The following is a 21,316-nucleotide window of genomic DNA, read 5'->3' on the forward strand; positions in this document are numbered from 1 at the left end:
GGGGGGCTCCACGCTACGGCGACGCACTCTGGGCGGGACTCCTTGATGCACGCGACGTGATGCGCCCGAGGCAGGGGTCGCCGGTGGAACGGAGAGCGAAAGGGTGGACGGAAAGCGAAAGCCCCCGGGAGTGATGGGCCCTGCCCCCACGGCGTCAGGCGAGAAGGGCGCGCTCCGGTGCGCCCGGGGGTGCTCCTCGCGAGGGCGAGTCGCTCCCGGGCGGCGCTGCTCCTGCGCGAGGCAGCCGCCGACGGCACTCATCGGGGCGTGCGACGCGACGGATGGAGTCGAAGGCGTGGGGCCCGCGGCGCGCGCGGCCCCCTGCCGGCGACGCTCGCGGGGCACGCGCCGGGCGACCGTCGACGTGCTCCGGGATACGCGCCACGCACCCGTCGGCGGCGTTCGGTGCGGCCACCGACGGGTGGCGTCCCCGGGTGGGGGCGTCAGCCTTGCTTCTTGGCGCCCTGGCTCGACGGCTCCGATTCCGCGACGTTCGCGTCCGCGTCCGGGTCCGGGTCCGCCGGGGACTGCTCCGGCTGCTCCGGCTGCTCCGCCTTCGGGTCCGGGACCTGGGTGAAGTCGACCCGGTTCATGTGCCGGCTCATGGACTTCATCAGTGCCCACACCGCCAGGGCCATCGCCGCGAAGACGATGAAGCCGAGGACGCCGGGGGTGACCTTGTCCTCGTCGACCTCCTTGGCGAAGGAGACGAGGTGCGTCATTGCCAGGCTTGCGCTTGCGCTCATGTCAGGCATTGTCGCGGATGCCCGCGAAGAGGTCGTCCTCGGGGAGGGAGGTATCGACGAGGGCCTTCGCCAGCTCGTACTCCTCCGTCGGCCAGACCTCCTTCTGGATCTCCATCGGCACCTTGAACCAGCCGCCGTCGGGGTCGATCTGCGTGGCGTGGGCGATCAGCGCCTTGTCACGGATCTCGTAGAAGTCGGCGCACGGGACGTGCGTGGTGAGCGTGCGCTGCTTCATGCCGAACTCCTCCCAGCGCTTGAGCCAGTCCCCGTAAGGGGACTCCAGGCCGCGGTCGAGCATCGCCTGGTGCAGGGCCTCGGTGCGCGGGCGGTTGAAACCCTGGTTGTAGTAGAGCTTTTGCGGCTGGTAGGCGGGGCCGTACTCCGCCTCCGGGTACTTCTCGGTGTCCGCGGCCGACTCGAACGCCACCATGGAGATCTTGTGGGTCATGATGTGGTCGGGGTGCGGGTAGCCGCCGTTCTCGTCGTAGGTGGTGATCACCTGCGGGCGGAAGGCTCGGATCTTGCGCACCAGCTCCCCGGCCGCGTGGTCCACGTCCTCCAGGGCGAAGCAGCCCTCCGGCAGCGGCGGCAGCGGGTCGCCCTCGGGCAGGCCCGAGTCGACGAAGCCGAGCCATTCCTGCTTGACGCCCAGGATCTCCCGGGCCTCGTCCATCTCCTTCTTGCGCACCTCGTGGATGTGCTCCTCGATGTACGCGTCGCCCTGGAGCTTGGGATTGAGGATGGAGCCGCGTTCCCCGCCCGTGCAGGTCACGACCAGCACGTCCACCCCCTCGGACACGTACTTCGCCATGGTCGCAGCGCCCTTGCTCGACTCGTCGTCGGGGTGGGCGTGAACGGCCATCAGTCGCAACTGGTCAGTCAAGACTCAATCCTCAGTAAGTCGGCGCCCTGTGTGCGTCGGCGCAATCAGCGGCTTCTATAGTGACCGAATCGGGGGGCGAATAATTCCGGGGCCCGGTGCCGGCACCCCTTCCGGGACCTGCGTCCCGGCCCCTGCCAGGAGGACGATCATGAGTACGGCGAGCACGCGACTGCCCGAGGGCCGATACGGCCGTTCCTCGGACGAGCGCGCCGACCGTACGCTCAAGGTCGTGGGCGCCGTCCTGGCGGTGGCGCTGCTGGGGCTCGTCGGCTGGTTCGGCTACCACTACGTCGCCAAGAGCGAGATCAGCGCCGAGGTGATCAGCTTCGAGCCGGGCAAGGAGTCCGTGCAGGTGCATCTGGAGGTCCGCAAGGACGCCGGCGCCAAGGGCTACTGCACCGTGCGCTCGCAGGCCGAGGACGGGGCCGAGGTGGGCCGGGCCGACTTCCGCTTCGACGGAGACGGGACCCGCATCGACAAGGTCGTCACGCTCCGTACGACCTCTCCGGGGACCACGGCCGAGCTGCTGGGCTGCCACACCGGCTGACGCCGACCGGCATCACCTGGAATACGTAGCACCTGACCTGCATTGACGTGAATCTGGTGGCTTATGTCCTCCCCCTTGGGCCCCTGAATTGTTAGGCTCGTGGTTTCGCCCTTCCGTGAAGGAACATTCTTCTGGGTAGGGCGATGCTTTGTATTCCCAGTACCTACGAGGAGCACCTGTGACCCAGACCAGCGAGAACGTCACCTGGCTGACCCAGGAGGCGTACAACAAGCTCAAGGCTGAGCTTGAGCACCTTACTGGTCCCGCGCGGGCGGAGATCTCCGCGAAGATCGCCGCTGCGCGCGAAGAGGGCGACCTGCGTGAGAACGGCGGGTACCACGCGGCCAAGGAGGAGCAGGGCAAGCAGGAGCTCCGTGTGCGCCAGCTCACCCAGCTCCTCGAGAACGCCAAGGTGGGCGAGGCGCCCGCGGCGGACGGCGCGGTGGCGCCCGGCATGGTCGTCACGATCGCGTTCGACGGCGACGAGGACGACACGCTGACGTTCCTGCTCGCCTCCCGCGAGTACGCGAGCTCGGACATCGAGACGTACTCGCCGCAGTCCCCGCTGGGCACCGGGGTGATCGGCCACAAGGTCGGCGAGGACGCGGAGTACGAGCTGCCGAACGGCAAGAAGGCCCTGGTGAAGATCCTGAAGGCCGAGCCGTACGAGGGCTGATCCGCCGCGGTCCGAGCCTTGATCTGCCCCCGGCGCCCACGCGGCACCGGGGGCATCGTCATGCCGTCGCCGAGCGGTACTTGCGCACCGCCAGGGTCCGGAAGACCACAAGGATCACGAGCGAGTAGATCAGCGAGGCCCACACGGGGTGCTGCATGGGCCAGGCGTCCGACGTCGACTGGCCCGGGTTGGCGAAGAGGACCCGGCAGGCCTGGACCGTGGCGCTGAAGGGGTTCCACTCGGCGATGTGGCGCAGCCACGGGGTCATGTGGCTGGTGTCCACGAACGCGTTCGAGATGAAGGTGACCGGGAAGAGCCAGATCAGGCCGCTGGACGTGGCCGCCTCGGGGGTCCGGACGGACATGCCGATCAGGGCGCCGATCCAGGTGAACGCATAGCCGAGCAGGAGCAGCAGGCCGAAGCCCGCGAGGACCCTGGCGGCGTTGGTGCTGCCGTCCGAACCGACGCGCCAGCCGACCAGGAGGGCGACCACGGCGAGGACCACGAGGGTCAGGGCCGTCTGCACGGAGTCGGCGAGGGTGCGGCCGGTGAGCACTGCGCCGCGCGCCATGGGCAGGGAGCGGAAGCGGTCGATGAGGCCCTTGTGCATGTCGTCGGCGATGCCGGCGCCGGAGCTGGCGGTGGCGAAGGTGACGGTCTGCGCGAAGATGCCGGCCATCAGGAAGTTCTTGTAGTCGGCGGCGCTGGTGCTGTTGCCGATCTGCATGGAGCCGCCGAAGACGTAGGTGAACAGCACCACGAACATGATCGGCTGGATCAGCCCGTAGATGATCATCTCGGGGATCCGGGACATGCGGATCAGGTTCCGCTTGGCGACGACCATCGAGTCGCGGATCGACTGGCTGACCGGGTTCGCGGCCGGCGCGACCCGCACGGTGTCGGTGACGGCGCTCACTGGGCGGCCTCCTTGTCGTTCTCCTGGTCCTTGATCTCGGCGACGTGTCCCGTGAGGGACAGGAAGACGTCGTCGAGGGTGGGCCTGCGCAGGCCGATGTCGTCGATCTCGATGCCCCGGGTGTCCAGCTCGCGGATGACCTCGGCGAGGAGCTTGGCACCGCCGGTCACGGGGGCGGTGAGCTTGCGCATGTGCTCCTCGACCGTCGTCTCGCCCTTGCCGAAGCCGGCGAGGACCTCGACGGCGGCCTGGATGTGCTCACGTTCGTGCACCACGACCTCGACGCGCTCGCCGCCGGTGCGGGCCTTGAGCTGGTCGGAGGTGCCCTGGGCGATGACCTTGCCGTGGTCGACCACCGCGATGTCGTGCGCCAGGTGGTCGGCCTCCTCCAGGTACTGGGTGGTGAGCAGCAGCGTCGTGCCTCCCGAGACCAGTTGCTTGATGACCTCCCACAGCTGCTGGCGGTTGCGGGGGTCGAGGCCGGTCGTCGGCTCGTCCATGAACATCACGGGCGGCGAGACGACGAGGGCCGCCGCGAGGTCGAGGCGGCGGCGCATGCCTCCGGAGTAGGTCTTCGTGGGGCGGTCGGCGGCGTCGGTGAGGTGGAACTGCTCCAGCAGTTCGGCCGCGCGCTCCTTCGCCGCTTTGGCCCGCATCTGGTAGAGCCGGCCGACCATCTGGAGGTTCTCCCGGCCGGTCAGGTACTCGTCGACGGCCGCGAACTGGCCGGACAGGCCGATGGAGCGGCGGACCGCGTCGGGCTGTTTGAGCACGTCGATGCCCGCGACGACCGCCCGGCCGCTGTCGGGGCGCAGCAGGGTGGTCAGGCAGCGGACGGTGGTGGTCTTGCCCGCGCCGTTCGGCCCGAGCAGGCCGAGGACCGTGCCCTCCGGCACGTCGAGGTCGACGCCGTCCAAGGCTTTGACGTCACCGAAGGTCTTGACCAGACCTTCGGCGTAGATGGCGCCTGGCATATGAGTCTCCACGTCTTCGGGGATGACCGGACAGACGTCCGGCGAGGCTTCGCACGAACACACCATAACGCGATGTATCGCGTCTCGCTACGAGTTTCTGCGCGTTGCTCTCCGTGAGACGAAAGGATCTTGCCCGGATCGGCGACAGCTCTCGGCCGGGCCTGGGAACCCGCTCAGCCGATGACCGTGTAGCCCGCCTCGCGCAGCGCCTGACCCACCTCGGCGCAATGCGCCGGGCCCTTCGTCTCCAGGTGCAGCTCGACCTCCGCCTCCGTGAGCCCGAGCCGCGGGTCGGTTCGCACATGGCTCACATCGAGGACGTTAGCGTCGACCACTGACAGCGCGCCCAGAAGAGTGGCAAGAGCACCGGGCCGGTCCGTCAGCCGCAGCCGGACCGCCAGGTAGCGGCCCTGCGCTGCCATGCCGTGCCGCAGCACCCGCTCCATCAGCACCGGGTCGACGTTGCCGCCGGACAGCACCGCGACGACCGGGCCCTCGAACGCGCCGGGCTCGCTCAGCAGCGCCGCGACCGGGCTCGCCCCGGCCGGCTCCACGACCAGCTTGGCCCGCTCCAGGCACAGCAGCAGCGCGGCGGACAGCTCGTCCTCGCTGACCGTGCGCACCTCGTCGACCAGCTCGCCGACGATCCCGAACGGCACGTCGCCCGGCCGCCCGACCTTGATGCCGTCGGCCATCGTCGCCGGGTTCTCGACCGACACCGGCCGGCCCGCCGCCAGCGAGGGCGGGTAGGCCGCCGCGCCCGCCGCCTGCACGCCCACGACCCGCACGTCCGGACGCAGGGACTTCACCGCCACCGCGATCCCCGCGGCCAGCCCGCCCCCGCCGATGCCGACCAGGATCGTGCGCGCCTCCGGGCACTGCTCCAGGATCTCCAGGCCCACCGTGCCCTGGCCCGCGATGATGTCGGGGTGGTCGAAGGGGTGGATGAACACCGCGCCCGTCTGGGCCGCGTACTCCTGCGCCGCGGCCAGCGTCTCGTCGACGACCTGGCCGTGCAGCCGCACCTCGGCCCCGTAGTCCCGGGTGGCACTGACCTTGGGCAGCGGGGCGCCCTTCGGCATGAACACCGTGGAGCGCACGCCGAGCAGGGCGGAGGCGAGGGCGACCCCCTGCGCGTGGTTGCCCGCACTCGCGGCGACGACACCGGCGGCGCGCTCCTCCGGCAGCAGACCGGCGATCCGGACGTAGGCGCCGCGCAGCTTGAACGAGCCCGTCCGCTGGAGGTTCTCGCACTTGAGGTGGACCGGCGCACCGACCATCTGGGACAGGTGCCTGCTGCCCTCCATCGCGGTCACCCGCGCCACACCCGAGAGCATCTTCTGCGCGCCGCGCACGTCGTCGAGGGTGACGGGCCGAAAGGAGTCAGCCGTGCTGTAGCTCATGACTCCAGCATCGCAGTTCACAGGCGGGAACGACCGTTGTGACCAACCTCCGAGACCCGCTTTGCGCAGCGCCGGTACGGCCCGCCTTCCGGCCGCGTACCCTGTCCCCCAATCTGCCAGCCCTCCACGAAGTGAGCCCCCGGCGATGCCCACAACACCTGAAATGTCGATGGACATGACGACCGTCGGTGACACCGGTCTTCTCGACACGCTGCAGCACGAGGTGGCGCTGTTCGCCCGCCGTGCCGAACAGACCCGGCTCGGCGGGGTCGGGCAGGTGCGCAACTCCATGGACCGCGCCGCGTACCTGCTGCTCAACCGCCTCGACAAGGAAGGCCCGATGGGCGTCAAGGCGCTCGCCGCGAGCATGGGGATCGACTCGTCGACGGTCACCCGGCAGGTGGCACCGCTCGTCGACACCGGCCTGGTCAAGCGCACCTCGCACCCCGAGGACGGACGCGCGGTGGTGCTTCAGCTGTCTCCGCGCGGCCAGGCCCGGCTTGAGGAAGTGCGCTCCTCCCGACGGCAGTTGATGGCCGAGCTGACCCACGACTGGCAGCCCGAGGAGCGCGAGGCGTTCTGCGATCTCCTCACGCGCTTCAACAGCGCGCTGTCCTCCCGCATGGCGGCCCAGGGGGTGCCGGGGCCGGAGGCGGACCCGGCGTCCTGAACACCCTGCCGCCCGGTGGCACCCCCTACGAGGGCCGGGTCGCCACGCGCGCGTGGCACCGTCCGGGCCGTGCGCGGCTCTTGACCTCGGGGCCGTCCCTGGCCTGATATGAGACCGGGCCCCCGCCACATGCGGCCGGGTGCCCGCATCCTCAGGGTCGCCGTCAGGCGGGAGGTGCGGTGCTGGAGCGGCATGCGTCCCGGGCAACCCGTCGCGCCCGGGAGTTCGAGGCGTTCGTCGCGGGCGCGGCCGGGCGGCTGCTGCACGCCGCCACACTGCTCACCGCGGAGGCCCCGGACGACAACCCCCGCGCGCGGCGCCTTCTGACGCTGTCACTGGCCCACACGTACGCGAGCTGGGACCGGCTGCGCGGCGAGGACCCCTACGACCGCACCCGCTCGCACCTCGCCGTCCGCTTCGCGCGCGGGGCGTGGCACCACCACGGCGGGCTCGGCCGCTCCCGCCCGGACCCCGCGAGCCCCCTGGCCCCGCTGACCCCGCGGGAACGGCTGGTCCTGGTCCTCCGGCTGTACGAAGGCGTCGCCGAGGAGCAGACGGCGGCCCTGCTCGGCCTGTCCCCGGAGCGCGTACGGGCGATCTGCCACCGGGCCACATCCACCCTGCTGCACCGGACGCGGGGCCCGGCGCCCGCGGTGACGGCCACCAAGGCGGTGCCGTCATGAGCCCGGACCACGACCGGAGGGCGACATGAGCGGGAACGACCGCGAGGCGGCCGTACGACGGCTCCTGGAGCAGGCGCCACGCTCCTTGCCGCCCGAGATCCACACGGAGGCGGTGCGCCGCGGCGGCCGCATGCTGCGGCGCCGGACGCTCGCCCGCCGCGCTCTGTGGCTGCTGCTGCTCGCGGCGAGCCTGGCGTTCACCGTGTGGGCGCTGACGGCCCGCCCGTGGGTGGAGCCGCCGTCCGAGACGACTCCGCCCCTGAGCGGCTGGTGACCCGGTGAGGGGCCGGTCCGCCGCCCGTCGTCTGGATCATGTCGCGGATGCGGAGCCCGGCACGCGCATCCGCGGCGTTGTCGCGAGAGGCCCTAGCTAGCCGAGCGCCTGCTGAAGGTCCTCCAGCAGGTCCTCGGCGTTCTCGATGCCCACGGACAGGCGCACCAGGTCGCCGGGGACCTCCAGGGCCGAGCCGGCCACGGACGCGTGCGTCATGCGGCCGGGGTGCTCGATCAGCGACTCGACGCCGCCCAGGGACTCGCCCAGCGTGAAGATCTTCGCCTGGTTGCACACCTCGACGGCCGCCTCCTCGCCGCCCTCGACGCGGAAGGAGACCATGCCGCCGAACGCCTTCATCTGCTTGGCGGCGACCTCGTGACCCGGGTGCTCCGGCAGCCCCGGGTAGAGCACACTGCTCACGCGCGCGTGCCGGGTGAGCATGTCGGCGATCTTCACCGCGTTCTCGCTGTGCCGGTCCATGCGCACGGACAGGGTCTTGGTGCCGCGCAGCACCAGCCAGGAGTCGAAGGGGCCGGCGACCGCGCCCATCGCGTTCTGGTGGAAGGCCAGTTCCTCGCCCAGGCCGGCGTCGGCGGTGATCAGGGCGCCGCCCACGACGTCGGAGTGACCGCCCATGTACTTGGTCAGCGAGTGCACGACGATGTCCGCACCCAGCGCCAGCGGCTGCTGGAGGTAGGGCGTGGCGAAGGTGTTGTCGACGACGAGGCGGGCGCCCGCGTCCCGGGCGACCTGGGCGACGGCGGCGATGTCGGTGATGCCGAGCAGCGGGTTGGAGGGGGTCTCCACCCAGATGACCTTGGTCTTCGGAGTGACGGCGGCCCGCACCGCGGCCGGGTCGCTCGTGTCGGCGACCGACCACTCCACGCCCCAGCGGGCGACGACCTTGGCGAACAGACGGAACGTGCCGCCGTAGGCGTCGTTGGGGATGACCACGTGGTCGCCCGGGCTGAGCAGCGTACGCAGCAGGCAGTCCTCGGCCGCCAGCCCGGACGCGAACGCGAGACCGCGGCGGCCGCCCTCCAGGGCGGCGAGGTTCTCCTCCAGCGCGGTCCTGGTGGGATTGGCGCTGCGGCTGTACTCGTAGCCGCCGCGCAGGCCGCCGACGCCGTCCTGCTTGTAGGTCGAGACCTGGTAGATGGGCGGGACGACCGCGCCCGTCAGGGGGTCGGCGGTGTTGCCCGCGTGGATCGCGAGCGTCTCGAAGTGCTGACTGATGTGCCTGTCGCTCATGAGCACCGAGGGTAGTGCGCCGCGGCGAAGAGTGCCGGGGGGTCCGGGCGAGGCGGGGTTTTCCACAGGTTCGGGGAGCAGGTTGGCCAATTGTCGGCGCGGTCTGGTTCGCTTGTTGCATGGAGATTCTCTGGGTCCTGATCGCGCTGGTCATGCTGGGCTTCGTGCTGCTCCCCTTCCTGCGGCGCAGGCGCGGCGGTGCGATAGGGCTGGTCTCCCCCGACCACCCGGACGCGGCCGACCCGGCGAACTACGGCTTCGTCCGCGAGGAGGAGCTCGACATCCGCATGCCCGGCCCCGACCAGGACCTGCTGGACGTCCTGGACGTGGTGCAGCGCACGCAGGACTACCGCGCCGCGCAGCAGCTCCTGGCGGGCACCGAGACGGAGGGCGAGCAGCGCTGGCAGCGCGTGCAGGCCTTCGCGGGCGCGGCTTCGCTGGAGCTCTCGCGGCGGCCCGGCGGTGTGAGCCAGGCGCCGGGCGGGCAGTGGCTGCGCGTGTGGCGGGCCGAGGCACCCAAGGACGCGGGCGGCGCGGCGGTGCACGCCGAGTTCCTGGTGCAGCAGGCCTGGCGGACGGCCACACCGGGGACGGACGAGTTCCGGATCATCATGGAGGAGGCGAGGGCGGCGTGCGGCGACGCGGCGCTGCTCGCCCCCGGCGACCCGATCCCCTACATCGTCGAGCTGTCGGTGGCCCGCGGTCTCGGTTACTCCCAGAAGGACTTCGAGCAGGTCTGGCTGAAGATCCTGGACCGCGCCCCGGCCCACATGGGGGCGCACCTGGCCGCGCTGCACTACTGGTGCGAGAAGTGGCACGGCTCCCGTGCGGAGGCCTACTCGTTCGCCGAGGCCGCGGCGGCCCGGGCGCCCCAGGGCTCCCTGCTCTCGGCGATGCCCCTCTTCGCGGTCTTCGAGCACCTGCCCGAGGTGACCCTCGTCGCGAGCTTCTGGCAGAGCGAAGTCGTCACGAAGGCCGTCCACGGCGCGCTGCACGCGGTGCACTCGGCCCGCCCGGACGACCCGATGCTGGCGCACGTACGGCACATGCTGGTGTTCTTCCTGGTCCGCAGCGAGCGCTGGTCGGAGGCGATGAACCAGCTGGTCCACATCGACGGCCATGTGGGTGCCCTGCCCTGGACGCTGTCCGCCGACCCGGCGGCGGAGTTCGCGGTGTACCGCGCGCTGGCGGTGGCGGGCTACGAGGCGAACGGCGGCAGCCCCGCGAGCCTGCCCCACTGACGCCCGCCCGTGCGGTCACTTCACCGGAATTCCGGGAAGTCCCGGCACGTTGCAGCGGGCATCGCTTCGATCGGAGACCGCATGTTCCCGCACCGCCGCACGTCCCACCTGCCGACCCCCGAGCAGGCGCTGCCCGGCCGCCCGGAGCCGGCGTTCACGGTCCCCGACCGCCACACCGTCCTCGGCAACCCGCTGCTCGGCCCCTACCCCGGCGGCCTGGAGACAGCCGACTTCGGCCTGGGCTGCTTCTGGGGCGCCGAGCGCACGTTCTGGCAGCTCCCGGCCGGTGTGTGGACGACACTCGTCGGCTACCAGGGCGGCCACACCGAGAACCCCACGTACGAGGAGGTCTGTTCGGGCCTGACCGCCCACACGGAGGTCGTGCGCGTGGTCTTCGACCCCGCGCGGATCTCGTACGAGCGCCTCCTCAAGACGTTCTGGGAGTCCCACGACCCCACGCAGGGCTTCCGCCAGGGCAACGACGTCGGCACGCAGTACCGATCGGCGGTCTACACCCACACTCCCGAGCAGGAGGCCATCGCCAAGTCCTCCCGCGAGGCGTACCAGAAGGTCCTCACCTCCTCCGGCTACGGCGGCATCACCACGGAGATCGTCTCGACGCAGGGCCGCCCCTTCTACCCGGCCGAGGGCTACCACCAGCAGTACCTGGACAAGAACCCGGCGGGTTACTGCGGCATCGGCGGCACGGGTGTGTCCTGCCCGATCGGTGTGGCCAGGGCCGGTGGGTGACGCTTCGGACTCCGCTGCGTCCTTCGTCGGGGGCTGACGGTCCGCCCGCTTCCGGGGGCGCGGCTGCTGCGGGCCCGCCCGCAGCCCATAGGGTGCCTGCGTGACTGCGCCTCTGAGTTCCGACAGATCCCGTGCCGCGCTGCGGATATCCGCGCGGGTGTCAGGTGAGTTTCTGCTGGTGTTGGCCGGGCTGGCCGTGACCCTGTGGCTGCTGGGCCGGATGTGGTCTGTGGTGTGGCCGCTGGTGGTCGGGCTGCTGCTGACCACGCTGACCTGGCCCGCGGCCCGGTTCCTGCGTCGCCGGGGGTGGCCGCCCGCGCTGGCCGCCTCGGTCGTGACCGTGCTGTTCCTGCTGGTCGCGGCCGGTGTGGTCGCACTGATCGCCGTGCCGGTGGCGTCCCAGTCCGGGGAGCTGACCGACGGTGTCGTGGAAGGCATCCAGCGGCTGCGCGAGTGGGCCGCGGGGCCGCCGCTGAACATCGGTGACGCGCAGATCAACAAGGCCTTCGACAGTGCGGTCGCGCGTGCCCAGGAGGGTGTGGGCAGCATGGTGGGCGCGGTCGTCACGGGCGTGAGCACCGTGGTCAACGGTGTCGTCACCGCAGTCCTCGCGCTGTTCCTGATGTTCTTCTTCCTCAAGGACGGCCCGCGGTTCCTGCCCTGGCTGTCCCGTCAGCTGCCCGGCCGGCTCGCCACCGACGTCCCGACCGTGTTCGATCGCGGCTGGGCCACCCTGGGCTCCTTCGTGCGGTCCCAGGCGGCCGTCGGCCTGCTCGACGCCGTGCTGATCGGCCTGGGCCTGTGGATCCTGGGCGTTCCGCTGGTGCTCCCGCTGGCCGTGCTGACCTTCGTCTCCGCGTTCGTGCCGATCATCGGCGCCCTGTTCGCCGGGTTCGTCGCGGTGCTCATCGCGCTGGTCTCCAACGGCCTGACGGACGCGCTGATCGTGCTGGCGATCATCGTGGTGGTGCAGCAGCTGGAGGGCAACGTCTTCCAGCCCATGATCCAGAGCCGCGGCCTGGGCCTGCACGCGGCCGTCGTGCTCCTGGCGGTGACCCTGGGCGGCAGCCTGGCCGGCATCGTCGGCAGCCTGCTCGCCGTCCCGATCGCCGCGCTGATCGCGGTGGTCTGGAACTACGTACGGGAGCAACTGGTCGACCCGGCGGACGCCGCGAGCACCGGCGAGCCGGACGCCGACGCCGCCGTCCCGTCCTGAGAGGCGGTAGCCGGGGCCGGTGACAGGGGGCCTGTGGCCGCAGCCCGTCACCGGACCGGCCGAGGCCCGAAACCGGTGCCGACCGAGGCCCGAAACCGGTGCCGACCGAGGCCCGAGGCCGGTGCCGACCGAGGCCCGTGACCGGTGCAGGTGGCCGGGGAGCCGGACGCGCGAACGGCCCCGTCCAGGTCGCGGGGCCGCCTCCCGCTTGCGAGTCTGCTGGCGAGAGGAGTGCCGCCCATGATGCCTGCCGCCGCGTCACCCGTACGTCTGGAAGCATCCGTCGATCCCCGGCTGTCCCGATGGCTGTGGCTGGTGAAGTGGCTGCTCGCCATCCCGCACTACGTCGTGCTGTTCTTCCTGTGGATCGCGTTCGCCGTCGTGACCGTGATCGCGTTCTTCGCCGTCCTGTTCACCGCCCGCTACCCCCGCCCCCTCTTCGACTTCAGCGTCGGCGTGCTGCGCTGGAACTGGCGGGTCGGCTATTACGCGCACACCGCGCTCGGCACCGACCGGTACCCGCCGTTCACCCTCGCCGACGTTCCCGACTACCCGGCGCGCTTCGACGTCGTCTACCCCGAGCGGCTGTCGCGCGGACTGGTGCTGGTGAAGTGGTGGCTGCTGGCGATCCCCCAGTACCTCGCCGTCGCGATCATCGCCGGTGGCGGCTGGGGCGGCGGGGACGACTGGCGGGGCGGCGGGCTGCTGCCGTATCTCTCCCTGGTGGCCGTGGTCATCCTGCTGTTCACCGCCCGCTACCCGCGGCACCTCTTCGACTTCCTGATCGGCCTGGCCCGCTGGACTGCGCGGGTGGCGGCCTACGCGGCGCTGCTGACGGACCAGTACCCGCCGTTTCGGCTCGACATGGGCGGGCAGGAGCCCGCACCCGCGTCACCGCCGGCTGCGCCACCGGACTCCCCGCCGGCCAAGGCCTGACCCCGCCCCGCAGGGGGCAAATCCACAGCGGAAGCGTTTCCTCCCGCCCTACGCTCCTCGCATGGTTCTGAGACGAGCGTTACAGCTGATCATGGTCATCGCTCTGGCCCTCGCGGGGGCGGTCCAGGGCGGAGCGGGCACCGCACGGGCGGAGGAGGACGGCACGGCGACCGGGCGGCAACTGCTGTTCTACAACCACGGCTACGGCGTGCTCGACCGGGAGACCGCGGACGCCATCGAGCACTCCTCCTATCTGCGGGACTTCGCCGCCTTCCAGGTCCGCACCACGACCGGCGCCGGCGGGCAGACCTGGACCGGCCGCTATCTGATGGGGCGCGAGACCTACCTGGAGTTGTTCGGGGTGGGTGACCTGCCCGGCAAGGACGGCACCCTCGGCGCCACCGGCATGGGCGTGTCCACCGAGCGCGCCGGTGACCTGCCGACGGTGACCGAACGGCTGCGGAAGGCCGGGATCACCGACCCGGTCGAGTTCCGGCAGACCCGCGACTTCGGCGACGGCGTCCCCGTGCCCTGGTTCGACGCCGTCTTCACCACCGGTGAGTACGACCTCTTCGGCGCCTGGGGGATGGAGTACCGGCCGGAGTACTTCGCCGACCCGCGCGGCAACACCGAGCCCGCCGCCCACCCCGGTGACGTGGGCCGGGAGCGCTACCTGCCCGACACCTACCGCGACCGGCTGATGCGGGACGTGACCGGGATCCGGCTGGCGGTGACCGCACGGGACCTCGCCAACACGGTGCCGTTGCTGAAGGCCGGCGGTTTCACGGTCCGGTCCCTGCCGGGCGGGGGCGTCGTCGCGAAGGGCGGCGGCACCACGATCCGCTTCGACTCCGTGCCCGTGGAGCGGGCGGGCCTCAAGCAGGTCGAGATGTCATTGAACCAGCCGGTGGCGTACCGGCACGTGGAGCGGATCGGCCACTCGTCGCTGGTGGTCGGCCCGGGGTCACACGCGGTGTGGACCTTCGAGGAACAGGACCCGGCCGGCACGGCGGGCCAAGGGTCGTAGGGTCGGCCCGGCACCGCCCGGCCCGGCCGTTTTCGGGACGTGCAGCGGTCTCCACTCCGTCGACGGCGGCCTCGACGCACTCCGTCGACGGCGGCCTCGACGCCCTCGCCCTCCAGCACGTCGCCGGTCAGCCGCCGCTGCCGTAGGGCCTCGTGATGATCTCCAGGCGGTGGCCGTCGGGGTCGTCGAAGTAGGCCCCACGGCCACCGTCGTTGTGGTTGATCTCGCCGGGACGGCTGTGGAACGGGTCCGCCCAGTACGTCAGACCGGCTTCCCGGATGCGGCCGAAGATCTCGTCGAACTCCTCCTCCGAGACGAGGAAGGCGTAGTGCTGCGGCGTGATGGCGCCGGGGCTGTCCATGAAGTCGAGTGTCACGCCGTTGGAGATCTCGACCGGGAGGAAGGGGCCGTAGGGCGGACTCACGTCGAGCCCCAGGAGGTCGGCGAGGAACCGGGCCGAGGCGCGCTTGTCGTGGGCGGCGACGATGGTGTGGTTCAGCTGCACGGTCATGGGGCCTCCCCTGACGTACCTGGCGGACCCCCCAGGTGCACTCCTCTGGTGCACTCCTCTGCGTGTACCCACGCACTCACCCCCATGTACCCCGCGTGCGCCCCGTCCTGCATCTGGAACGCTCTGAGGGCCCCGGCATTCAGCCGGGGCCCTCAGAGCTGTCAGGGGGATCGAGGGGTCAGATCGTCGCCGCGTCGATCACGAACCGGTAGCGCACATCGCTGGCCTGGACCCGCTCGTACGCCTCGTTGATCCGGTCACCGCCGATCAGCTCGATCTCGGCGCCCAGGCCGTGCTCGGCGCAGAAGTCCAGCATCTCCTGGGTCTCCGCGATGCCGCCGATCATGGAACCGGCGAGGGTCTTGCCGCCTCCGATCACCGAGAAGAGGTTGAGGGAGATCGGCTCCTCGGGGGCACCGACGTTCGCCAGCGTGCCCTCGGTCTTCAGCAGGGACAGGTAGGCGTTGAAGTCCAGCGGGGCGGAGACCGTGGACACGATCAGGTCGAACGTGCCGGCCAGCTCCTCGAAGGTCTTCGGGTCGCTGGTGGCGTAGTAGTGGGCCGCACCCAGTCGCAGGCCGTCCTCCTGCTTGCGCAGGGACTGCGACAGCACGGTCACCTCGGCGCCGAGCGCGTTGGCGATCTTGACGCCCATGTGGCCGAGACCGCCCAGGCCGACGATCGCGACCTTCTTGCCGGGGCCGGCGCCGAAGCGCTTGAGCGGGGAGTACAGGGTGATGCCGGCGCACAGCAGCGGGGCCGCGACGTCGAGCGACAGCCCGTCGGGGATGCGGACGACGAAGTTCTCGTCGACCACGACGTTCTGCGAGTAGCCGCCGTAGGTGGGCTCGCCGTCGTGGCCGATGCCGTTGTACGTCGGGACGTTGCCCTTGACGCAGTACTGCTCGCGTCCGGCCTTGCAGTTCTCGCACTCGCGGCAGGAGTCGACCATGCAGCCGACGCCCACGCGGTCGCCGACGGCGAACTTCGTGACGCCCGGGCCGACCTCGGTGACGACACCCGCTATCTCGTGGCCGGGGACCATCGGGAAGATCGCCTCGCCCCAGCCCTCCTGGGCCTGGTGGATGTCCGAGTGGCAGATGCCGGCGAACTTGATGTCGATCAGGACGTCGAACTCGCGGACCTCGCGGCGCTCGATGGTGGTGCGCTCCAGCGGAGCCTTGGGAGCGGGAGCGGCGTACGCAGCAACAGTGGTCATGCCGGGGGTTCTCCTAGCGGGGTTGTGTGCCCGGCTGCCTTCTGGATCTTCTGACCGGGCACGAACACCAGCGTGCCCGATCCGCGAGCGCCCACCCAGGCCACGCTTTGCGTACGCACACGGTGCGTACCACTGGTGGGGTCAGGCTCGTGTGCGTACGACCGTGAATACTGGACGGCATGGACGAACAGCCCGAACCCGCGCAGACGGCCGGTGGCGGCCTGGACCGGCGCGCCGAGCTCAGCGAGTTCCTGCGCACCCGGCGGGCCCGGCTGAAGCCCGAGGACATGGGGCTGCCCGACTTCGGGCGGCGCCGGGTGCCCGGGCTGCGCCGCGAGGAGCTGGCGCAGCTGGCCGGGGTGTCCGTGGCGTACTACACGCGACTGGAGCAGGGCAACGGCCGCAACGTCTCGGCGGAGGTGCTGGACGCGATCGCGCGCGCCCTGCGGCTGAGCGACGCCGAGCACGCGCACCTGATGCATCTGGCGAAGCCGAAGCAGCACAAGAAGAAGCCGGCGGCCCGCAGCCGGCAGGTGCGGCCGGCGCTGCGGCATCTGCTGGACTCGATCGAAAGTGTCCCCGCGTACATCGTCGGGCGCCGGTCCGACATCCTGGCCTGGAACCGCATGGCCTCGGCCCTCTTCGGAGACTGGGCTGAGCTGCCGGCCCAGGAGCGGAACTGGGCGCGGATGGTGTTCCTGCGGCCCGAGTACCGCGAACTGTTCGTCGCATGGGAGCAGAAGGCGGCCGACATCGTCGGCTACCTGCGCATGGACGCGGGCTGCCACCCGGACGACCCGCAGCTGTCCGCGCTGGTGGGCGAGCTGTCGGTGAAGAGCGAGGAGTTCCGCCGCCTGTGGGCCGCCCACGACGTCAAGGAGAAGAGCTACGGCGTCAAGCGCATGCGCCATCCGCTGGTCGGTGACCTGACCTTGTCCTTCGAGACGTTCCGCCTGGTCGACGACGGCGAGCAGTCCCTGATCACGTACCACGCGGAACCGGGCACCCCGTCGGCGGAGGCGCTGCGCCTGCTGGCGAGCTGGGGGGCGGACGCGACCCGCTCCGGCACGAGGGCGTCGGCGCCGTCGGACTGACGCGGCAGGCCCGCCGGGAACCGAAGCTCCCGACGGGCCCGTCACCGTGCTGGTGCTACTGCTTGCTTGCCACGCGGTCTACTTGCCGTAGTACGCGTTGTAGATCGAGATCGTCGACTTGTTGCCCTTCTTGTCGGCGATCTTGGCGTGGAAGGAGATGGCCTTCCCCTTCGCCGGGTTCTTGACGCTCACCTTGCCGTCCTTGACGGTGAGCTTCTTCCAGGTCTTGCCGTAGTCGTACGACGCGTACACCGACAGCGACTTCAGGTTGCTGCCCTTGGCCGCGCCCTCGACGGTGACCGGGATCTTGACGGTCTTGTCGGCCGGGGCCCTGCTGTCCAGGCCCGTGGCCGCGAGGAAGCGGGCCGTGGAGACGGGCAGCTTCACGCGTGCGTCACCGGACGGCTTCTTGGAGCGGAAGGTGAAGCCGGCGTCGATGCGGGTGGAGGCCGCCGCGACCTTGACGCTGCGCTTGACCGACGTCGTCAGCTTGTACTCGGCGTCGCCGGACGGGACCTTGAACTCCTCGCCGAACAACGGGTCGGTGTTGGACCCGATCTTGGTGCCGTTGCGGTAGAGGTTCGTGGCGACCGATGTGTAGTCGGAGGAGCCGGCGTGCCCGGCGCCGTCGGCGAACAGCGGCAGCGAGCCGTACAGGGCGTTGCTCTGGCGGAAGACGCCGAAGTCGCCGTTGATGCGCGGGCCGAACACCGCCGTGTTGTAGGTCTCCGTGTACTTCTGGCCCGCCTTGTACGTCTTCGGGTCGATCGAGTAGCCGCCCTCGGGGATCGGGTCGCCGTTCGCGTCCGTGCCCTTGTACTGCGTGAAGTCGAACGCCCACTGGATCTTGTCCGAGGTCGACAGGTACATCGTGCGCGTGCTCGGCAGCTTCTGCTGCACGGGGACGGCGAAGAACTGGGTCTCGGGAAGCAGGCCCAGGGTGGAGAGGTCGCCGGTCTTGCCGGACGCGGACGCGCCCATGTTGTGCTTCACCGTGGCGAGTTCACTCGCCTTGAAGTGCCGGACCTTGTCACCCTGGATCTTCTTGGCCTTGGCGGAGGTGGCGACGTCGTACTCGGTGTTGTCACCCTTGGTCCACTGCCCGCTCCAGTTCTGGGTCAGCCCGGAGACCTCCGGTCCGAGATGGGCCACACGCAGGTCGGCGAAGGAGCCGGCACCGACACCGAGGCCCGTGCCCGTCGGCTCGTAGGAGTAGTCGATCATCGCGGACAGCGGCTTGGCCTGTGCGTCCGGGACCCTGATGTCGGCCGGCTTAGCCTTGCGGGCGTCGAGGGTCACCGTGGTGTTCTTGGTGACGTCCAGCTTCGGCTGGGCCAGCCAGTCGATGCCGCCCGCGAAGGACTCGGCGTCCTCGCCGATCAGGCTGTTCAGCAGGTACGTACCCTGGGGCAGGCGCAGGGTGACGGTGCCCGAAGGCGCGCCGGGCACCATGTAGTAACGCTCCTTGCCCAGGCCCGCGTAGCCCGCGATCTCGGTGCTGTAGCCGGGCGTGGGCTTGCCGTCCCTGCCGATGTGCTTGAGGGTGACGTCGTACGACTCCATCTCCCGCTGCACCGCCGCCGCCGTGCGGACGCTCTGGCCGCCGCCCGTGGCCGTCACGTACGCCGAGTACGTGCCGTCGACCGTGCCGCCCAGCTTGGTGTTGACGGTGAACGGCACGGTGGCCTTGCCGCCGGCCGGGACCGTCACCGAGGTGGCGCCGAGCTGGAAGAAGCCGGCCGGGGCGGCCTGGCCCTTGGGGTTGGTGGCCGTCGACGCCAGCTTCAGCGTGACGTCCTGCGTACCGAGGTTGCGGTACGTCAGCTCCTTGGTGACCGGCTTGTCGTCGGTGTGCGGCCACTGCTGCACCCCGAAGTTCACCGAGCCCGGTTCGGCGATCACGGTCTGCTTGATGGCCTTGTCGACCTGGATGCGGCCCGAACCCTGCTGGAACGGGGTGTACTTGCCGCCCTTGGTGGAGCCGGTGAGGGCGCCCTTCAGCTCGGTGTACTTCCACTCCGGGTGCTGCTGCTTGAGGATCGCCGCCGCGCCCGCGACATGCGGGGTCGCCATCGACGTGCCGGAGATCGACATGTAGCCGGCCGGCTTCTCGCCGACCTCCTGGGCTATCTGGTTGCCCGGGGCGGAGGCCGCGGTGATGTCCACACCGGGCGCGGTCACGTCGGGCTTGAGGGCGCCGTCCATGCCGGGGCCGCGGCTGGAGAAGTCGGCGAGCTTGTCCTTGTCGTCGACCGCGCCGACGGTCAGGGCCGCGGCGGCGCTGCCCGGGGAGCCGATGGTCTGCTCGCCGAAGTCGCCCTCGTTGCCGGCCGCGATGGCGAACAGGACGCCCTTCTCGGCGGACAGCTTGTTCACCGCCGCTTCCATCGGGTCGATGGCGGGCGTGTCGGGGCCGCCCAGGCTCATGTTGATGACGTCCGCGCCCTCGGCGACGGCCCACTCCATGCCCGCGACGATCTCGGAGTCGCTGCCGAAGCCGCCGTCGTCGAGGACCTTGCCGTTGAGGATCTTCGCGCCGGGCGCGACACCCTTGTACGTGCCGCCGGACTTCTTGCCGGTGCCGGCCGCGATGGCGGCGACGTGCGTGCCGTGGCCGACCTTGTCGGAGGTGTCGGGCGCGGTGGTGAAGTTCTTGGCGCCGATCACCTGCCCCTTGAGGTCGTCGTGGGTGCCGTCGACACCGGTGTCCAGGACGGCGATCTTCATGCCCTTGCCGTCGTAGCCGGCCGCCCACGCCTTGGGGGTGCCGATCTGGGCGACGGACTTGTCGAGGCTGGCCTTGCGGACGCCGTCGAGCCAGACGTGCGCGATGCCGGAGGCGGTCTTCTCGCCGTTGGTGACCGCGTCCCAGAGCTCGGGCGTCTCCGCGTGGGGCGTCTGCACCGCGTCCGCGTTCAGGGACTTCAGCGTGTGGCGCAGGGTGCCGGCCTCGCGGACGTCGGCCTTGGTGGACGCGGCGCTGCCCTGGTAGCGGACGATGACCTTCAGGCCCTTCTTCTGGGCCTTCCGGGTCGTGGACTTGTTGAGCTCGGTGACGTCGAAGAGCCGCTGGTCGAGCCTGCCGCCCGCGACCAGGCGGGCCGCGTCGGCCGGGATGACGAAGGTGTGGCCGTCGGTCTTGCGGATCTGGACGGGTACGTTCTCGCGGCCCTTGGCGCGCTCCAGGGCGATGACACGGCCCTTGGCGTCCAGGACGACGCGGTCGCCGGTGATCAGTGTGATGCGGTGCTTGGTGGTGAGGGACGCCGGCCTGGCGGACGCTGCCGCCTGCTCGCCGTCGGCCGACGCCGGGCTGGTCATACCCGCCGCCAGGGCCACGGCCGCCGCTGTGGCGACCGTAGCCGCGCACGCCCTTTTCACTTGTCTGCGCAAGTTTCCCCCTTGCCGAAGAACCGGGTGAATTCCCCGTTCACCCGGCCGGAGGTGGTCTCGTACGCATGGCCGTACACCCCCCGGGATAGGCAGTATGCCGAGGGGTGATCAGGTGCTCAACATCTGAGAAGAAGGTAAGAAATCCGTCGGCCGACTGTTACACGGCCGTCGGAACTCCGTTACAGGGCGGCGGGGTTAAGCACGGGTGTTCTCCTTGACGCTGATCCGGCCCGCGCGGATCGTCGCCAGGCGCGGCGCCTTCCGCGCAATCGCCGAGTCATGGGTGACCATCACGAAGGTGAGACCGAGTTCCTCCCACATCCGTTCCAGTACGTCCATGATCTCGTCGCGCATCGATTCGTCGAGATTTCCGGTGGGTTCGTCCGCGAGGAGAACCTTCGGCTGTTTCACGAGGGCCCGGGCGATCGCCACGCGTTGCTGCTGACCGCCGGACATCTCGCCGGGCAGATGCGCGCGGCGATCGCCGAGGCCCACGGACTCCAGTGCCCCTGCGGCCTGTTCGCGTCGCTGTTTCGGCTTGACGCCGAGGGGGACGAGGGCCGTCTCCACGTTTTCCTGCGCGGTGAGCGTCGGGATGAGGTTGAACGCCTGGAAGACGAAGCCGATGCTTTCGCTCCGTACACGGGTCAGTCGCGCCTCCGGCAGGGCGGCGAGGTCGGTGCCGTCCAGGACGATCTGACCGGAGGTGGGGCGGTCGAGACCGCCGAGCATCTGAAGCAGCGTCGACTTGCCGCCGCCGGTGGGGCCCTGGATGACCAGACGGTCGCCGTCGGGGATGGTGAGGTCGATGCCGTCGAGTGCTGGAACGGTGCTTTTGGACCGGGTGTAGTGCTTGGTGACGGCTCTGAGTTCGTACATGGTGGGAGCTCCTGGATCGTCTTCGAG

21 protein-coding genes are annotated in these 21,316 nt (G+C 70.5%); 11 read left to right on the forward strand and 10 right to left on the reverse strand.

Annotated elements, in window-relative coordinates:
* Positions 1-443: 443 nt before the first annotated feature.
* Positions 444-746: a hypothetical protein gene (locus GTY56_RS12880; protein ID WP_524540099.1), complete on the reverse strand. Its 303-nt coding sequence runs from the start codon at positions 744-746 to the stop codon at positions 444-446.
* 1 nt (position 747) lies between these two features.
* A complete protein-coding gene (gene mca, locus GTY56_RS12885; RefSeq protein WP_107455717.1) occupies positions 748-1,629 on the reverse strand; it encodes a mycothiol conjugate amidase Mca in 882 nt (293 codons plus the stop codon).
* 148 nt (positions 1,630-1,777) lie between these two features.
* On the opposite strand from mca, the gene GTY56_RS12890 reads away from it, so the two are divergent.
* Positions 1,778-2,176, forward strand: a complete 399-nt coding sequence (locus tag GTY56_RS12890; RefSeq protein ID WP_161365348.1) for a DUF4307 domain-containing protein — start codon at positions 1,778-1,780, stop codon at positions 2,174-2,176.
* Between the two features lie 178 nt (positions 2,177-2,354).
* Positions 2,355-2,852 carry a transcription elongation factor GreA gene (greA, locus tag GTY56_RS12895; RefSeq protein ID WP_031104770.1) on the forward strand — a complete coding sequence of 166 codons (498 nt, stop codon included), beginning with the start codon at positions 2,355-2,357 and terminating at the stop codon, positions 2,850-2,852.
* 58 nt (positions 2,853-2,910) lie between these two features.
* Here the strand turns inward: greA and GTY56_RS12900 are convergent, their stop codons facing one another.
* From GTY56_RS12900 to ilvA, 3 genes are all read right to left on the reverse strand, one after another.
* Positions 2,911-3,768, reverse strand: coding sequence for an ABC transporter permease (locus GTY56_RS12900; RefSeq protein WP_161365350.1), 858 nt, complete (start codon positions 3,766-3,768; stop codon positions 2,911-2,913).
* Entirely contained in the window at positions 3,765-4,742 is a 978-nt protein-coding gene (locus tag GTY56_RS12905) for an efflux ABC transporter ATPase subunit, DrrA-related (protein WP_161365352.1), read from the reverse strand. The genes GTY56_RS12900 and GTY56_RS12905 overlap by 4 nt, the downstream gene beginning before the upstream one ends.
* Before the next feature lie 173 nt (positions 4,743-4,915).
* The gene (gene ilvA / locus GTY56_RS12910; RefSeq protein WP_161365353.1) at positions 4,916-6,145 is read right to left on the reverse strand and encodes a threonine ammonia-lyase; all 1,230 of its coding nucleotides are present in this window, start codon (positions 6,143-6,145) and stop codon (positions 4,916-4,918) included.
* Positions 6,146-6,308: 163 nt separating this feature from the next.
* Here ilvA and GTY56_RS12915 point away from each other — a divergent pair, with 163 nt between their 5' ends.
* From GTY56_RS12915 to GTY56_RS12925, 3 genes are all read left to right on the forward strand, one after another.
* Positions 6,309-6,815: a MarR family winged helix-turn-helix transcriptional regulator gene (locus tag GTY56_RS12915; RefSeq protein WP_174569459.1), complete on the forward strand. Its 507-nt coding sequence runs from the start codon at positions 6,309-6,311 to the stop codon at positions 6,813-6,815.
* Positions 6,816-6,994: 179 nt separating this feature from the next.
* On the forward strand, positions 6,995-7,498 hold the full coding sequence (locus GTY56_RS12920) for a sigma factor-like helix-turn-helix DNA-binding protein (RefSeq protein WP_161365355.1): 504 nt from the start codon (positions 6,995-6,997) through the stop codon (positions 7,496-7,498).
* A 25-nt stretch (positions 7,499-7,523) separates the two neighbouring features.
* Positions 7,524-7,772, forward strand: a complete 249-nt coding sequence (locus tag GTY56_RS12925) for a hypothetical protein (RefSeq protein ID WP_033311307.1) — start codon at positions 7,524-7,526, stop codon at positions 7,770-7,772.
* Positions 7,773-7,868: 96 nt separating this feature from the next.
* Here GTY56_RS12925 and GTY56_RS12930 read toward each other — a convergent pair whose 3' ends face one another.
* Complete coding sequence (locus GTY56_RS12930; RefSeq protein ID WP_161365357.1) at positions 7,869-9,023, reverse strand: cystathionine gamma-synthase; 1,155 nt, start codon at positions 9,021-9,023, stop codon at positions 7,869-7,871.
* A gap of 119 nt (positions 9,024-9,142) precedes the next feature.
* Between GTY56_RS12930 and GTY56_RS12935 the strand changes: the two genes are divergently transcribed.
* The 5 genes from GTY56_RS12935 (at position 9,143) to GTY56_RS12955 (ending at position 14,193) form a co-directional block, all read left to right on the forward strand.
* Positions 9,143-10,264, forward strand: coding sequence for a hypothetical protein (locus tag GTY56_RS12935; RefSeq protein WP_161365359.1), 1,122 nt, complete (start codon positions 9,143-9,145; stop codon positions 10,262-10,264).
* 81 nt (positions 10,265-10,345) lie between these two features.
* The gene (gene msrA, locus GTY56_RS12940) at positions 10,346-11,014 is read left to right on the forward strand and encodes a peptide-methionine (S)-S-oxide reductase MsrA (RefSeq protein WP_161365361.1); all 669 of its coding nucleotides are present in this window, start codon (positions 10,346-10,348) and stop codon (positions 11,012-11,014) included.
* A gap of 100 nt (positions 11,015-11,114) precedes the next feature.
* Positions 11,115-12,230, forward strand: a complete 1,116-nt coding sequence (locus GTY56_RS12945; RefSeq protein WP_161365363.1) for an AI-2E family transporter — start codon at positions 11,115-11,117, stop codon at positions 12,228-12,230.
* Positions 12,231-12,470: 240 nt separating this feature from the next.
* Positions 12,471-13,166 carry a DUF4389 domain-containing protein gene (locus tag GTY56_RS12950; protein ID WP_161365365.1) on the forward strand — a complete coding sequence of 232 codons (696 nt, stop codon included), beginning with the start codon at positions 12,471-12,473 and terminating at the stop codon, positions 13,164-13,166.
* Between the two features lie 85 nt (positions 13,167-13,251).
* Positions 13,252-14,193 (forward strand): DUF5829 family protein, encoded by a 942-nt coding sequence (locus GTY56_RS12955; protein WP_161365396.1) that lies wholly within the window; start codon positions 13,252-13,254, stop codon positions 14,191-14,193.
* Between the two features lie 127 nt (positions 14,194-14,320).
* Here the strand turns inward: GTY56_RS12955 and GTY56_RS12960 are convergent, their stop codons facing one another.
* Together GTY56_RS12960 and GTY56_RS12965 are read right to left on the reverse strand one after the other, a co-directional pair.
* Positions 14,321-14,704 (reverse strand): VOC family protein, encoded by a 384-nt coding sequence (locus tag GTY56_RS12960; RefSeq protein ID WP_161365367.1) that lies wholly within the window; start codon positions 14,702-14,704, stop codon positions 14,321-14,323.
* A 178-nt stretch (positions 14,705-14,882) separates the two neighbouring features.
* Positions 14,883-15,923 (reverse strand): NAD(P)-dependent alcohol dehydrogenase, encoded by a 1,041-nt coding sequence (locus GTY56_RS12965; RefSeq protein ID WP_161365369.1) that lies wholly within the window; start codon positions 15,921-15,923, stop codon positions 14,883-14,885.
* 179 nt (positions 15,924-16,102) lie between these two features.
* On the opposite strand from GTY56_RS12965, the gene GTY56_RS12970 reads away from it, so the two are divergent.
* Positions 16,103-17,017: a helix-turn-helix domain-containing protein gene (locus tag GTY56_RS12970; RefSeq protein WP_161365372.1), complete on the forward strand. Its 915-nt coding sequence runs from the start codon at positions 16,103-16,105 to the stop codon at positions 17,015-17,017.
* Between the two features lie 78 nt (positions 17,018-17,095).
* Here GTY56_RS12970 and GTY56_RS12975 read toward each other — a convergent pair whose 3' ends face one another.
* Positions 17,096-20,338, reverse strand: a complete 3,243-nt coding sequence (locus tag GTY56_RS12975; protein ID WP_161365374.1) for a S8 family peptidase — start codon at positions 20,336-20,338, stop codon at positions 17,096-17,098.
* 267 nt (positions 20,339-20,605) lie between these two features.
* Positions 20,606-21,289 carry an ABC transporter ATP-binding protein gene (locus GTY56_RS12980; RefSeq protein ID WP_161365376.1) on the reverse strand — a complete coding sequence of 228 codons (684 nt, stop codon included), beginning with the start codon at positions 21,287-21,289 and terminating at the stop codon, positions 20,606-20,608.
* Positions 21,290-21,316: the final 27 nt, after the last annotated feature.

The sequence above is a fragment of the Streptomyces sp. SID5643 genome (assembly GCF_009872555.1).
GTDB lineage: Bacteria > Actinomycetota > Actinomycetes > Streptomycetales > Streptomycetaceae > Streptomyces > Streptomyces iakyrus.

Coding starts and splice junctions, on each gene's coding strand:
- GTY56_RS12880 (WP_524540099.1), bottom strand. CDS start 746: ATGAGCGCAAGCGCAAGCCTGGCAATGACGCACCTCGTCTCCTTCGCC.
- GTY56_RS12890 (WP_161365348.1), top strand. CDS start 1,778: ATGAGTACGGCGAGCACGCGACTGCCCGAGGGCCGATACGGCCGTTCC.
- GTY56_RS12905 (WP_161365352.1), bottom strand. CDS start 4,742: ATGCCAGGCGCCATCTACGCCGAAGGTCTGGTCAAGACCTTCGGTGAC.
- ilvA (WP_161365353.1), bottom strand. CDS start 6,145: ATGAGCTACAGCACGGCTGACTCCTTTCGGCCCGTCACCCTCGACGAC.
- GTY56_RS12915 (WP_174569459.1), top strand. CDS start 6,309: ATGTCGATGGACATGACGACCGTCGGTGACACCGGTCTTCTCGACACG.
- GTY56_RS12925 (WP_033311307.1), top strand. CDS start 7,524: ATGAGCGGGAACGACCGCGAGGCGGCCGTACGACGGCTCCTGGAGCAG.
- GTY56_RS12930 (WP_161365357.1), bottom strand. CDS start 9,023: ATGAGCGACAGGCACATCAGTCAGCACTTCGAGACGCTCGCGATCCAC.
- GTY56_RS12935 (WP_161365359.1), top strand. CDS start 9,143: ATGGAGATTCTCTGGGTCCTGATCGCGCTGGTCATGCTGGGCTTCGTG.
- msrA (WP_161365361.1), top strand. CDS start 10,346: ATGTTCCCGCACCGCCGCACGTCCCACCTGCCGACCCCCGAGCAGGCG.
- GTY56_RS12950 (WP_161365365.1), top strand. CDS start 12,471: ATGATGCCTGCCGCCGCGTCACCCGTACGTCTGGAAGCATCCGTCGAT.
- GTY56_RS12960 (WP_161365367.1), bottom strand. CDS start 14,704: ATGACCGTGCAGCTGAACCACACCATCGTCGCCGCCCACGACAAGCGC.
- GTY56_RS12965 (WP_161365369.1), bottom strand. CDS start 15,923: ATGACCACTGTTGCTGCGTACGCCGCTCCCGCTCCCAAGGCTCCGCTG.
- GTY56_RS12970 (WP_161365372.1), top strand. CDS start 16,103: ATGGACGAACAGCCCGAACCCGCGCAGACGGCCGGTGGCGGCCTGGAC.
- GTY56_RS12975 (WP_161365374.1), bottom strand. CDS start 20,338: ATGACCAGCCCGGCGTCGGCCGACGGCGAGCAGGCGGCAGCGTCCGCC.
- GTY56_RS12980 (WP_161365376.1), bottom strand. CDS start 21,289: ATGTACGAACTCAGAGCCGTCACCAAGCACTACACCCGGTCCAAAAGC.